Below are 12,881 nucleotides of genomic sequence, written 5' to 3' on the forward strand. Positions count from 1 at the left end.
ACAGAGCGTCAGTCCTGCTTCTTGCGGCGGGTACCGAAGACGATCTCGTCCCAGCTCGGCACGGCCGCCCTGCGGCCCGGGCGGACGCCGTCCGCCTCGGCCTGGCGGTCGGTGGAGCCGATGAGGCGGTCGCGGTGGGGGGTGGCCATACGAGGCATCAGGATGTCGGCGTAGGCCGCACCCGCACCCGCACCCGCTGCAGCCGCCGCGGACGGGATCTCGGTCTCGGCCGCGGTGAGGGTGGACTCGTCCGCCAGCGCCGACGGCAGAGCCGTGGGCACGACGTCGAGGAAGTCGACCGAGTCCAGTTGGTCCGCCACCGATGCGGAGGCCGCGGACGCCGCCGCGCTCGCCGCGGGCGACACCGCCGGCTCCGGCCCGCGCTCGACGCGTTCCACGCGCTCGACCCGCTCCGGCCGCTCCAGTGAGAGCCGCTCGATGGAGGGCCGCTCGGGCGCGTGCGGGCGCATGCCCATGCCGCGGTCGGCTCCGGGGAGCCGGGCGATGCGGGGGACGAAGGGGTGGGTCGGCTCGGCCGCCAGTGCGGGTGACTCGCCGATCAGCGCGCGGGCCTCGTCGTCGCAGGGCTGGACCAGCCGGCGCGGCGGGTCGTAGGTCCAGCGCGCCTGACGGGCCGTCGCGTCGGCGCGGAAGCCGAGAATGATCTCCCAAGTGCCGTCGTCGCGGCGGTAGGAGTCCCAGACCGTGCTGTCCTTCTCCGCGCCGCGCAGCAGCAGGCGCTCGGCGACGGCGTCGCCGAGCTGCGGGCCGGTGGACTCGCCCGCGCGGCGCACAGGCGTCTTGCGGGCGCGCTCGGCCATGAACGCGCGCTCGGCCAGGACGGGGCCCTCGAAGCGCCGGACGCGCTCGACGGAGATGCCGGCCTGCTGGGCGACCTCCTCGGCCGTCGCGCCGGCGCGGATGCGGGCCTGGATGTCACGGGGGCGGAGGTGGCTCTCGACGTCGATCTGACCGAGGCGGGGCCGGTCACCGCGCACGGCGGCGCGCAGCCGCTCGTCAATCGGAAGGAAGTATTCCGTCGAATCGGCAGCCTTGAGCACCAGTCGTGAGCCGTCACTGCTGACGGCTACGACGCGCAGTTCGGGCACGGTTACCTCCCGGGTGGTGCCTGCCGACGTCACCTGCGTCGCTGCTCCCGTAACGAGTGTGGCGTGCCGACGGGCGGCGGACCACAACATTGCAGAGTTACCCGGCGGGTCAGCCTCGGTCCGCGACTCACCGTTATGGCACAGTTACTTCTTTTGACTGCCTGTCACTGTTCCATTGTTCCGACTCCCGGGCGTCGCGCCTTGCGCGGCGAGCACCCCGGGACGAGCGTCGCCGACCGCGCGCAGCCGGGCTTCACGCAACACTACTCCAAACGTGGCCCCCGGATGGTGCGGCTCGCGGCTCAAGTCTGCCGCGAATCGCTGGATTCTCAAGGGTCGCCACTCCGATGGCGGTCGTCCGCGCGGCTTACGGTGATCATCTTCACACATTTCGGCCATCCGGAACCACGGGGTCCTTCGAACGGTCGTACCTGGTGCACCATGGACAAAAGGCAGCATCGAGGGGCGTTGATGGAGGATCTGGACAACAAGGGCGGGAAGCCCAAGCGCAGGACCCTCGATCTGAGCCTCACGCAGGTGGCCTCGAGCGCGCTCGCGGCCGTGGTCGGTGCGGTGCTCGCGTCGCAGTTGGGCGTCTACGGGACGTTCCTCGGCGCGGCCGTGGTCAGCATCGGGGCGACGACCGGAACGGCCGTGTTCCAGCACGTGTTCCGGCGCACCGGCGAGCAGTTCCGGGAGATGGCCACGACGCCGACGCCGGTCGAACACGCGCACCGCGCGGACGCACCGGCCGAGGCCGAGAAGGCGCAGGTCTTCGACCCCTTCGACCCGGGCGGCGAGCACACCCGGATGATGGCGCGAATCAATCCCCCGGAGCAGGGCGAGGCCGTCGGCGTCTACCGAGGTCGCACCAGTCTCAAACCCAAGAGTTGGAAGGTCTACGCCGTCACGGCCACGATCGTCTTCGTGGTCGCGATGGCCACCGTCGGGATCATCGAGCAGGCCTCCGGCACGCCCGCTTCCCAGTTCTTCGGTGGCGGCGGTGGTGGCGGCACGCCGGACACCGGCACGTCCGCCCCGGCGGATCCCTCATCGGGGGCGTCGACGGAACACTCGGGCGGCAGCGGTGGGAAGAACGGCGGCGCGTCGACGGAGCCGAGCAGTCCGAGCACCTCGCCGAGTCCGCACCCGAGCGGCAGCGCCGGCCCGACCCCGGACCCGGCCCCGCCGACCCCGAGCCCGCAGGGTTCCACGGGCTCGGGCGACTCGGGCTCCGGCAGCTCGGGCTCCAACTCGGGTACGGGCAACTCGGGTTCGGGCGGCGCGGATTCGGGCAAGGGCACGTCCGGGGACGCCGCCACCCCGCAGGGCGCGCCGTCCCCGTAGCGGCGGCCGGCCCCCGGGCTCAGTCGCCCAGGACCTGCCGCAGGTAGTCGTTGGCGAAGCGGCGCTCCGGGTCGACCTTGTCGCGCAGGGCGGTGAAGTCGCCGAAGTGCGGGTAGGCGCCCGCGAGGTACTCCGCGTCGCGGGTGTGCATCTTGCCCCAGTGCGGTCGGCCCTGATGGGCTGTCATGATCCGCTCCACCTCGGTGAAGTAGCTCTGCTGCGCGCTGCCGCGGTACAGGTGCACCGCGATGTAGGCGGTGCTGCGGCCGCTCGCCGTGGAGAGCCAGAGGTCGTCGGCGGGGGCCACGCGGACCTCGACAGGGAAGGAGATCTTCCAGTCGGAGCGCTCGACCGCACGCTTGAGCTCGCGCAGTACCGTGGTGGCCGCCTCGCGCGGGACGGCGTACTCCATCTCGACGAAGCGGACCCGGCGCGGGCTGGTGAAGACCTTGTAGGACACGTCCGTGTAGGTCCGGTCCGACCAGGCCTTTCCGGCGATCTTCGCGATCGTCGGGATCGTCTTCGGGAAGGTCCGGCCGACCCGGCAGGCGCCCTCCCAGACGGTGTTGGAGAGGAAGTCGTCGTCGAGCCAGCGCTTGAAGTCCGGCAGGGGGGCGGCGGGGCCGCTGCTGCGGTTGTTGCGCTTGGTGGTGCAGCTCTCCGTGTGCGGGAACCAGTAGAACTCGAAGTGCTCGTTGCCGTTCGCGAGTTCGTCGAAGCGGTCGATCACCTCGGCGAACGACATCGGCGCCTCCTTCGCGGTCAGCAGGAAGGCCGGCTCCACGCCGAAGGTGATCGCGCTGACCACGCCCAGCGCGCCGAGCCCGAGCCGGGCGCCGGCGAACAACTCGGCGTTCTCGGTGGGGGAGCACTGCGTGACGGTGCCGTCCGCGAGGACGATCTCCAGAGCCTTGATCTGCGCGGCCAGCGAGGCGGAGGTGCGGCCGGTGCCGTGCGTGCCGGTGCTGGTCGCCCCGGCGACGGTCTGCACCATGATGTCGCCCATGTTGGTCAGGGCCAGGCCCGCGTGCTCCAGCAGCAGGTTGAGCCGCTCCAGTGGGAGGCCGGACTCGACGGTGACGGTGCCGCCCTTGTGGTCGATCTCCCTGATCGCCGTCAGCCTGTCGGGGCGGACCAGGACGCCGTCCGTGGCGGCTATCGCGGTGAACGAATGACCGCTGCCGACGGCCTTGACCGGGAGTCCGGCGGCCGCGGCCGCGGCGATCAGCTCCGACAGTTCCGCGACGGAGCCGGGTGCGACCACCCGCCTCGGCCGTGCCGTCTGGTTACCGGCCCAGTTGCTCCACAGGCCTGGCTGGGTCGTCTGACTCGACACGTGCACCCTCCTGCTGCTCCGGCGCCGACCGGAGCCGGCGCGACCCGAGGAACGCCGTGACGACCGAGAGCGCCGCCGCGGCCACGGTCACCCAGTAGCCGGCGGAGGCACCCGCGGCGTCCACCACCCAGCCCGCGGCCGAGGAGCCGAAGGCGACCCCCACGGCCAGCCCGGTGGTGGTCCAGGTCATGCCCTCGGTCAGCTTGGCCGGAGGCACGATCCGTTCCACCAGCCCCATGGTGGTGACCATGGTGGGGGAGATGGACAGCCCGGCGACGAACAGCGCTGCCGCCAGGGCCACGAGGTTCTTCACGAATAGGAGCGGCAGCATACTCACCGCCAGTGTGATGATCCCCACCAGGAAGCGACGGGAGAGCGGACCCTTCAGCTCGAGCGCGCCGAAGACGATGCCGGCGATGCAGGAGCCGAGCGCGTAGACCGCCAGCACGACGGAGGAGAGCGCCTTGTGGTGCAGGTGGTCCGCGAAGGCCACCGTGGTCACCTCGACGCTGCCGAAGACCGCGCCGGTGCCCACGAAGGTGATCACCAGAACCAGCAGGCCGCGGGTGCGCAGTGCGGAGCTGCCGGAGGCGTGCGCATGCGGGTGGACGGGCGGCTCGGTCCGCCCCTGGGCGCAGAAGAGCAGCGTGCCGACGGCCAGCAGCACCGTGGCCAGCAGCGGCCCGGCCTCGGGGAACCACGAGGTGGACAGGCCCACCGCGAGGATCGGGCCGACGATGAAGACGATCTCGTCGACGACCGACTCGAACGAGTAGGCGGTGTGCAGCAGCGGCGAGCCCTGATAGAGGTGGGCCCAACGGGCCCGGACCAGCGAGCCCATCGCGGGCATGCAGCCGACCACGAGCGCGCAGACGAAGAGCGTCCAGTCCGGGGCGCCGAACGCGGCGCACAGGAGCAGCGCGCCCATCGCGGCCACGGTGACGCCCGTGGCCCGCAGCGCGATCCGGCTCTGCCCGTAGCGGTCGACCAACCGTGCGACCTGCGGCCCGAGCAGTGCCGCCGCCAGGGCCATGGTCGCCGAGACCGCCCCGCCGAGCGCGTAGTCGCCGCGCAGCGAGGAGAGCATGGTCACCATGCCGATGCCGACCATCGACATCGGCATCCGCGCGATGAATCCGGCGGCGGAGAAGGCGAGGCTGCCGGGAGCCTCGGCGAAGATCCGGCGGTAGGTGGAGAGCGCGGACGACGCGGCGGACACAGACAGCTCCGTAAGGAATATGGGTGGTTTAGACAGCTTACGTGGAGCCCTGGCGACCCGCCCGGGGATTCCCTCATCCGAGACGGCGGCCGTGGCGGCGTGGACAGGCCGCAGGTCCGCGGCGGGTGCGTGCAAAGATCGGGGCATGTCCGACGCGCATGCTCCGTACGACGCCCTGCTCCTGCTCTCCTTCGGCGGCCCGGAGGGCCCCGAGGACGTCGTGCCCTTCCTGGAGAACGTCACCCGGGGGCGCGGCATCCCCAAGGAGCGTCTGGCCGAGGTCGGGCAGCACTACTTCCTCTTCGGCGGCGTGAGCCCGATCAACGCCCAGAACCGCGAGCTGCTGGCGGCGCTGCGCGCCGACTTCGCCGACCACGGGCTGGACCTGCCGGTCCACTGGGGCAACCGCAACTGGGCCCCCTATCTCGTCGACACGCTGCGCGAGATGGCGGCTGACGGCCACCGGCGCGTGCTGGTCCTGGCCACCAGCGCCTACGCGAACTACTCCGGCTGCCGCCAGTACCGGGAGAATCTGGCCGCCGCACTCACCGCGCTGCGCGAGGAGGGCGCGCCGGGCGCGGCCGAGCTGCGGGTGGACAAGCTGCGGCTCTTCTACAACCACCCCGGCTTCGTCGAGCCGATGATCGAGTCCACGCTCGCCGCGTTGGAGTCCCTGCCGGAGACGGTCCGGGCCGGCGCACGTCTGGCGTTCACCACGCACTCGATCCCGGACGTCCTGGCGGACACCTCCGGCGCACCCGCGGACCCGGCCCGGAGCACGCCCGGCGGCGCGTACGTGGCCCAGCACCGGGAGGTCGCCCGCCTGATCGCCACGGCGGTCGCGGAGGCCACGGGCGTGGTGGACCGGCCGTGGGAGCTCGTCTACCAGAGCCGCAGCGGCGCCCCCCACATCCCGTGGCTGGAGCCGGACATCTGCGACCACCTGGAGGCCGAGCAGGCCGCGGGTGCGGCGGCGGTCGTGATGGTGCCGATCGGCTTCGTCTCCGACCACATGGAGGTCAAGTACGACCTCGACACCCAGGCCCGGGAGAAGGCCGACGAGCTGGGCCTGCCGGTGGCGCGGGCCGCCACGGTCGGCGCGGACCCGCGCTTCGCCGCGGCCGTCCGCGACCTCGTCCTCGAACGTGCGGCCCGCGAGCGCGGCGAGCGGGTCGGCCCTTGCACGCTGGGAGCGCTCGGGGCTTCCCACGACGTCTGCCCGGTCGGCTGCTGCCCCGCCGCGCGCGGCGCGGCACCGGCAGCGGCAGGCGAGGACTGGATCAACTGAGGGCCAGTTGCAACGCCCTGAGGGGCGCGAGGAACTGCGCGGCCAGCCACCCTGCGTGGCGAGTCCCCGAACGAGCAGGGCCACCCGCACACCGGTGGTGTCTCGCGCAGTTCCTCGCGCCCCTGGGGGAGTGCAACCCATTCACGGAGGCAAGTTCAATGACTGATCGTCAGAACCTCTACGCCGAGCTCCTCGACGTCGCCGTCGAGGCTGCGTCGCGAGCCGGGGTCCTGCTCAGGGACGGCCGCCCGGCCGATCTCGGCGTCGCGGCGACGAAGAGCTCCGCGGTCGACGTGGTCACCGAGATGGACCTCGCCGCCGAGAAGCTGATCACCGAGCTGCTTGCCGAACGGCGCCCGGACGACGGGCTGTTGGGGGAGGAGGGTGCTTCCCGGCAGGGGACCAGTGGGGTGCGGTGGGTGATCGACCCGCTCGACGGGACGGTCAACTACCTCTACGGGCTGCCCGCATGGGCCGTCAGCATCGCCGCCGAGCTGGACGGCGAGGTCGTCGTGGGGGTCGTCGAGGTGCCGCCGCGCGGTGAGCGCGTGCAGGCCGTGCGCGGGCAGGGCGCGGCGTTGAACGGGCGGGCGCTCGCGGTGAGGACCGCGCCCCCGATGGACCGGGCGCTGATCGGGACCGGCTTCGGCTACCTGCAGGCGCGCCGCGCGCGCCAGGCTGAGGTCGTCGCCGCGCTGCTGCCGCGCGTGCGGGACATCCGCCGGGGCGGCTCCGCCGCGGTGGACCTGTGCGACGTCGCGGCGGGGCGGCTGGACGGGTACTACGAGCGGGGGCTGAACCCCTGGGACTACAGCGCGGGAGCGCTCATCGCCGCGGAGTCGGGCGCGCTGGTCTCCGGGCGCCCGGGTGAGCCCGCGAGCCCGGAGCTCACCGTCGCGGCGCCGGACGGGCTCTTCCAGCCCCTCCAGGACGCCTTGGAGAGCCTCGGCGCCTGGCACGACTGAACGGAAGCCCGGCGGGAGCCGAGGCCCGCGCAGCCCTCGCCCCGGCAACGACTGCGCCCCGGACGTGGTCCGGGGCGGGCGGGTGCGGGGCGAGGGTGGCGAGGGTTGTGTGGGACCGGGAAGGTTCAGGCGGCCGTGCGCGGGGCGGCGGGCATCAGTTCGATGCCGTGCTCCGCGGCGAGCCGGCGCAGGTCGTCGAGCTCGGACTGTTCGACCTCGGCCAGGAAGTCGTCACCCGACTCCAGGGCCCGATGCAGGTCCTGCTCGGCGGTGCGAATGCGCTGGAGGATGCCGGCGGTGAAGGCGTCCATGAGGCTGACCCCCTTGCTGGTGTCGTGGCGGCCCCGGGATCACGGGGGACCCGGCGCGGATGGCCGCACGGCGGGCGGGTGCGAGGCACGTGTGGAAACGCACGTGTGACTGGAGCGCACAGTGCGCTTGTGCATCGCGGGTGTAATGAGCGTCCTGCCCAAGCGGCCCGAGGCGGAAACCTCGCCGCGAAAGCGAAATGGGTCACACTCGCCGGTTCCGCGCCGGGGTCGACCCGTCCCACGCCCCGGGTCGTCCCTTGTCACGCCCTGCTTACCAGTGCTTTACGGCGGGTCGAGGCAGGATGGAAGCCTGGCCGGACCTGCCGTGCCACCCGTGTGCACGCCCTTGCCGGGGCGTGCCCGTTCCGAAGGGACCCTTGGTGCGAGTTCTCGTGGTCGAGGACGAGCAGTTGCTCGCCGACGCTGTCGCCACCGGCCTGCGCCGTGAGGCCATGGCCGTGGACGTGGTCTACGACGGCCAGGCCGCGCTGGACCGGATCGCCCTCAACGAGTACGACGTCGTGGTGCTCGACCGGGACCTCCCGCTCGTCCACGGCGACGACGTCTGCCGCAAGCTCGTCGAGGAGGCGCTGCCGACCCGCGTGCTGATGCTGACGGCCGCCGGTGACATCAGCGACCGCGTCGAGGGTCTGGAGCTGGGGGCCGACGACTACCTGCCGAAGCCGTTCGCTTTCAGCGAACTCGTCGCGCGGGTGCGGGCGCTGGGGCGGCGGGCGACGACGCCGCTGCCGCCGGTGCTGGAGCGTGCCGGGATCTCGCTGGACCCGGGCCGCCGGGAGGTGCTGCGCGACGGCAAGCCGATCGCGCTGGCGCCCAAGGAGTTCGCGGTGCTGGAGGTGCTGATGCGGGCCGGTGGCGCCGTGGTCTCCGCCGAGCAGCTGCTGGAGAAGGCCTGGGACGAGCACACCGACCCGTTCACCAACGTCGTCCGGGTCACCGTGATGACGCTGCGCCGCAAGCTCGGCGAGCCGCCGGTGATCATCACCGTGCCGGGTTCGGGATACCGGATCTGAGCCGTGGCCAGTGCAGACACCTCCGGCGGCCGGACCGATCACTCGGACCGCATCGACATCAGGGAGTCGCTGCTTCCCTTCCGGCCCACCCTGCGCATCCGGCTGACCATGTTCTACGGCGGGATGTTCCTGCTCGCCGGGCTGATCATGGTCCTGGTCATGTACCTCTTCGTCGACCAGGCCTTCGGCAGTGCGACGCAGTTCCCGCCGATCAGCATCGGCGCGAACGTGCAGGTGCACCTCTCCGACGGCACGCCGCTGACCGGTGACCAACTGCGTCACTACCTCGACGCCTACCAGCGGGCCCACACCGACGCCGCGCTGCACCTGCTGGTGTGGAAGTCGCTGGCGGCGCTGCTCGCGCTGCTGATCCTCGCGGTCTTCTTCGGCTACGCCATGGCGGGCCGGGTGCTCAGCCCCCTCGGGCGGATCACCCGCACGGCGCGCCAGGTGGCCTCCTCGGACCTGCACCGCCGGATCGAGCTGGACGGTCCGGACGACGAGCTCAAGGAGCTCGCCGACACCTTCGACGACATGCTCGACCGGCTCGACCGGGCGTTCGAGTCGCAGCAGAAGTTCGTCGCCAACGCCTCGCACGAACTGCGCACGCCGCTGGCGATCAACCGGACCCTGCTGGAGGTGCAGCTCTCCGACCCGGCGGCGCCGCCGGAGCTGACGCAGCTGGGCAAGACCCTGTTGGCCACCAACGAGCGCAGTGAGCAGCTGGTCGAGGGCCTGCTGCTGCTGGCCCGCAGCGACAACGAGTTGACCGAGCGCAAGCCGGTGGACCTCGCCGAGGTGGCCCGGCAGGCGCTCGAACAGACCCGTGGCGACGCCGCCGCGCGGGGGGTGCGGATCCGCTCCGCGCTGCCGGAGCCGGCGGGCGAGGTGATGGTCTCCGGCAACGGCGTGCTGCTGGAGCGGGTGGCGCTGAACCTGATCCAGAACGCGGTCAAGTACAACCTGGCCCAGGACGGCTGGGTGGACGTGCAGGTGCACTCCGCGGTCAACGGCGGCGGCGAGCTCGTGGTGGTCAACAGCGGGCCCGTGGTGCCCGGCTACGACATCGAGAACATATTCGAGCCGTTCCGGCGCGGAAAGGGCCGCGAGCGGACGCGGAGCGACAAGGGCGTGGGTCTCGGGCTCTCGATCGTCCGCTCGGTCGTGCGGGCGCACAACGGCGCCATCGAGGCCGTGCCGCGCGCCGAGGGCGGTCTGCTGATCCGTGTCCGGATTCCCGCCGCCAAGGCGCCGACGCTGCCGCCGGCGCCCGTCCGGGGTGCCATCGGCTGAGACCCGGCCCCACCCGTCACCAGGCCGACCTGCGGCGCTGCGGAATTCACCCTTCCGCGCCGCGGGTCGGCTTTCGTTTGCCGACCGGCAAGTAACCAAATCCCCAGGTTGTGACCTTGCACCGGCGCCCTTGCCAGGGTTCGCCTCGTCAACCTACGGTGGCGTAACCTACGGAACCGTAGGTGAGAGTGCTCCACGCCGTGTGCACCGCCGTCCGCAGTGCCGCACTGCGAGCCGTACCGAGAGTTGGATTGCCGTGACGATCGCCCCCGACCGCCCCGCCGGCCGTACCCACTGGTCCGACGCGCAGCTCCTCCACGCCCTGGAGGAGGTCGTCGAGCGCGAGCTCAACCGTCACCTCGGCGTGGCCAAGGAGTGGATGCCGCACGAGTACGTGCAGTGGAGCCTCGGCCGCGACTTCGACGGGATCTTCGGCGGCGAGGCCTGGGCGGTCCAGCAGTCCCCGGTCACCGACGTCGCGCGGGTCTCCCTCGTGGTGAACCTGCTCACCGAGGACAACCTCCCGAGCTACCACCACGAGATCGCCTCGATGTTCGGTCGTGACGGCGCGTGGGGCACCTGGGTGCACCAGTGGACGGCCGAGGAGGGCCGCCACTCCATCGTCATGCGCGACTACCTGCTGACCTCGCGCGCGGTCGACCCGGTGGCGCTGGAGCGCGCCCGGATGACGCACATGGCCGAGGGCTTCGAGTCGGACAACAACCACTCGATGCTGCACTCGGTGGCCTACGTGGCCTTCCAGGAGCTCGCCACCCGCATCTCGCACCGGAACACCGGCCACAACTCCGGAGACCCCGTCTGCGACCGGATGCTGGCCCGGATCGCCACCGACGAGAACCTGCACATGGTCTTCTACCGGAACCTGCTCAAGGCCGCCCTGGAGATCGCCCCGGACCAGGCCATGCGCGCCATCGCCGACGTGGTGACCGGCTTCCGGATGCCCGGCCACAGCATGCCCGGCTTCGAGCGCGCGGCCGTGCAGATCGCCGTCGGCGGCATCTACAACCTGCGGATCCACCACGACGACGTGCTGCAGCCGGTGCTGCGCAAGCTGAAGGTCATGGAGATCACCGGCCTGGGCCCCGAGGGCCTGGAGGCCCAGCAGGAGCTCGGTCTCTTCCTCGACGGGCTCGACACCCAGGCGACCCGCTTCGACGAGCGCCAGGCGGCCATTCTGGCCCGCCGACAGGCCGCGCAGGAGCGCCGCGCGGGCTGACCGACGGCTGAACGTCCGCTGGGTGTCCGCTGAGAGCCTGCTGACCGTCCGCGCACTCCGGCTCGCGCAGGGTAGCGGGAGGGCTCGACGGACGCCCGACAAGTCCGGACTTTCCAGAACCGTGATGAAGCTCACAAAGAGGTGTGTCACTGTGGGTGTGCGCACATTTTCAGCCAAAGTGGCGCGAGAAGGCTGATGACGGACAGTGATCGAGCGGGTCGGCGCACGGCCCCTTGGTTTCGGTGTTTCCGCTCGTCATGATCACGGTAAGTGGTCAGTGGAGGGTATCCGCCGGAGCCCTCGTGACCTCCCCGAATCGACCTCGCGATCACCTCTTCGGGGGTCTGGTCGGGTGTCGATTGAGTAACGGGCCTTGAAGTAAGGCAAAATCTCGCCCTCGGGTCGGGCACAAGTCCGACTCCCTGCGCGTTACGTGCGCTGGAGACAACCGCAACACGCCCAAAGGGGGAGAGTGATATGGCGACTGACTACGACACCCCACGCAAGACCGACGACGACCTCGAATCGGACAGCATCGAGGAACTCAAGGCACGCCGGAACGAGAAGACGACCAGCTCGGTCGATGTCGACGAGTTCGAGGCTGCAGAGGGTCTGGAGCTGCCCGGAGCGGACCTCAGCAATGAGGAACTGTCCGTGCGGGTCCTGCCTCGTCAGGCCGATGAGTTCACCTGCTCGAGCTGCTTCCTGGTGCACCACCGGAGCCAGCTGGCCAATGAGAAGAACGGCCAGCCGATCTGCCGGGACTGCGCCGCCTGATCGAGCGGTGCGAGGAAGGGGACTTCATGGGACCGTTCCGCAAGCCGCAAAGATCCGTAGGCGCCGGGCAGGAACCTGCCGTGGACAAGTCCGTCGAGGACGAGACCACGGCCGACCTCGCCCGGATCGCCGACGAGATGGAGGTCTGGGACGGGTCCGCGGGTGCGGACTCCGTCCCCGCCGCCGAGCAGGGCCGTATGGCCGCGCTCGCGCGGAAGCTGGGGCGCAGCCTCGGCAGGGGCGCCAAGGACGGTGCGGTCGGCCTGGTCGACCGCCTGATGGCGGCGGCGCCCCGGATCAAGGTGCGCGACGTCGCGACGTTGCGCGCCCACCACCCCGACGCGCGTAGCGCGGAGGAGCTGGCCGACCGGATCGCCGCGGCCGGCGCACGCGCGTCCGGCGCCGTCGGTGCGGGCGCGGGCGCCGCCGCGATGATGCCGGTGCCGGCCGCCATGCCCGTCGAGATCGCAGCCGAGCTGCTCGCGGTCGCGTCGGTCGAGTTCAAGATGATCGCGGAGCTGTACGAGGCCTACGGCCAGCCCGCGCAGGGCAATGCCAAGCAGCGAGCCCTGGCGTACCTGTCCGTCTGGTCCGAGCGCCGCGGCCTCGATGTGGCCTCACCGGCGACGATCCTGGCCCTCAGCAAGACTGCGGGCCTGCGCACGGCGCTGCGCAAGCGGCTCACCCGTGCGGGCGTCCGCAAGCTGCCCTCCCTGGCCCCGCTGATGGTCGGCGCCGCGGCGGGCGCCTACGTCAACCGCCGCGACACCGCCAAGCTCGCCGCCGAGATCCGCCGCGACCTGCGCGAACGCCGCCCCTCCGACCCGTCCTACTGGCTCACGGCCCGCCCGGACCCCGACGAGCCGTAGCCACCCCGCCGAGCCCTGCCGGCGACCCCACGCTGCCCGAGGGGCTTGTGGACGCCAGGAGCGGGCTTCCGCCATGCCCTGGCGGCCCCTGAACGG

General features: G+C 71.6%; 12 protein-coding genes. 8 read left to right on the plus strand and 4 right to left on the minus strand.

What is annotated here, in order from left to right; genetic code table 11:
* Positions 1-8 precede the first annotated feature (8 nt).
* Positions 9-1,142 carry a septation protein SepH gene (gene sepH / locus BMY61_RS09905; protein ID WP_075003834.1) on the minus strand — a complete coding sequence of 378 codons (1,134 nt, stop codon included), beginning with the start codon at positions 1,140-1,142 and terminating at the stop codon, positions 9-11.
* Between the two features lie 438 nt (positions 1,143-1,580).
* Between sepH and BMY61_RS09910 the strand changes: the two genes are divergently transcribed.
* Complete coding sequence (locus tag BMY61_RS09910; RefSeq protein WP_052438233.1) at positions 1,581-2,456, plus strand: hypothetical protein; 876 nt, start codon at positions 1,581-1,583, stop codon at positions 2,454-2,456.
* Positions 2,457-2,475: 19 nt separating this feature from the next.
* Here the strand turns inward: BMY61_RS09910 and BMY61_RS09915 are convergent, their stop codons facing one another.
* Complete coding sequence (locus BMY61_RS09915; protein WP_042441771.1) at positions 2,476-3,798, minus strand: D-arabinono-1,4-lactone oxidase; 1,323 nt, start codon at positions 3,796-3,798, stop codon at positions 2,476-2,478.
* The gene (locus BMY61_RS09920) at positions 3,743-5,011 is read right to left on the minus strand and encodes an MFS transporter (RefSeq protein ID WP_042441770.1); all 1,269 of its coding nucleotides are present in this window, start codon (positions 5,009-5,011) and stop codon (positions 3,743-3,745) included. The genes BMY61_RS09915 and BMY61_RS09920 overlap by 56 nt, the downstream gene beginning before the upstream one ends.
* Before the next feature lie 145 nt (positions 5,012-5,156).
* Here BMY61_RS09920 and BMY61_RS09925 point away from each other — a divergent pair, with 145 nt between their 5' ends.
* Positions 5,157-6,299, plus strand: a complete 1,143-nt coding sequence (locus tag BMY61_RS09925) for a ferrochelatase (protein WP_042441769.1) — start codon at positions 5,157-5,159, stop codon at positions 6,297-6,299.
* Between the two features lie 158 nt (positions 6,300-6,457).
* A complete protein-coding gene (locus tag BMY61_RS09930; protein ID WP_042441768.1) occupies positions 6,458-7,264 on the plus strand; it encodes an inositol monophosphatase family protein in 807 nt (268 codons plus the stop codon).
* A 125-nt stretch (positions 7,265-7,389) separates the two neighbouring features.
* On the opposite strand, the gene BMY61_RS09935 is transcribed toward BMY61_RS09930, so the two are convergent.
* Positions 7,390-7,575 carry a hypothetical protein gene (locus BMY61_RS09935; RefSeq protein ID WP_042441767.1) on the minus strand — a complete coding sequence of 62 codons (186 nt, stop codon included), beginning with the start codon at positions 7,573-7,575 and terminating at the stop codon, positions 7,390-7,392.
* A gap of 380 nt (positions 7,576-7,955) precedes the next feature.
* Here BMY61_RS09935 and BMY61_RS09940 point away from each other — a divergent pair, with 380 nt between their 5' ends.
* From BMY61_RS09940 to BMY61_RS09960, 5 genes are all read left to right on the plus strand, one after another.
* Positions 7,956-8,609 carry a response regulator transcription factor gene (locus tag BMY61_RS09940; RefSeq protein ID WP_042441766.1) on the plus strand — a complete coding sequence of 218 codons (654 nt, stop codon included), beginning with the start codon at positions 7,956-7,958 and terminating at the stop codon, positions 8,607-8,609.
* Positions 8,610-8,660: 51 nt separating this feature from the next.
* Positions 8,661-9,902, plus strand: coding sequence for a sensor histidine kinase (locus BMY61_RS09945; protein ID WP_042441969.1), 1,242 nt, complete (start codon positions 8,661-8,663; stop codon positions 9,900-9,902).
* Positions 9,903-10,158: 256 nt separating this feature from the next.
* Complete coding sequence (locus tag BMY61_RS09950; protein WP_042441765.1) at positions 10,159-11,139, plus strand: acyl-ACP desaturase; 981 nt, start codon at positions 10,159-10,161, stop codon at positions 11,137-11,139.
* 477 nt (positions 11,140-11,616) lie between these two features.
* Complete coding sequence (locus tag BMY61_RS09955; RefSeq protein ID WP_042363734.1) at positions 11,617-11,916, plus strand: DUF4193 domain-containing protein; 300 nt, start codon at positions 11,617-11,619, stop codon at positions 11,914-11,916.
* Between the two features lie 80 nt (positions 11,917-11,996).
* Positions 11,997-12,785 carry a hypothetical protein gene (locus BMY61_RS09960; RefSeq protein ID WP_236655802.1) on the plus strand — a complete coding sequence of 263 codons (789 nt, stop codon included), beginning with the start codon at positions 11,997-11,999 and terminating at the stop codon, positions 12,783-12,785.
* The last annotated feature ends 96 nt before the right edge of the window (positions 12,786-12,881 follow it).

It is taken from the genome of Streptacidiphilus jiangxiensis, from assembly GCF_900109465.1.
Lineage (GTDB): Bacteria > Actinomycetota > Actinomycetes > Streptomycetales > Streptomycetaceae > Streptacidiphilus > Streptacidiphilus jiangxiensis.

Bases quoted from the DNA above. Each gene is read 5' to 3' on its own strand.
- BMY61_RS09910 (WP_052438233.1), top strand. From the start codon at position 1,581: ATGGAGGATCTGGACAACAAGGGCGGGAAGCCCAAGCGCAGGACCCTC.
- BMY61_RS09925 (WP_042441769.1), top strand. From the start codon at position 5,157: ATGTCCGACGCGCATGCTCCGTACGACGCCCTGCTCCTGCTCTCCTTC.
- BMY61_RS09930 (WP_042441768.1), top strand. From the start codon at position 6,458: ATGACTGATCGTCAGAACCTCTACGCCGAGCTCCTCGACGTCGCCGTC.
- BMY61_RS09935 (WP_042441767.1), bottom strand. From the start codon at position 7,575: ATGGACGCCTTCACCGCCGGCATCCTCCAGCGCATTCGCACCGCCGAG.
- BMY61_RS09955 (WP_042363734.1), top strand. From the start codon at position 11,617: ATGGCGACTGACTACGACACCCCACGCAAGACCGACGACGACCTCGAA.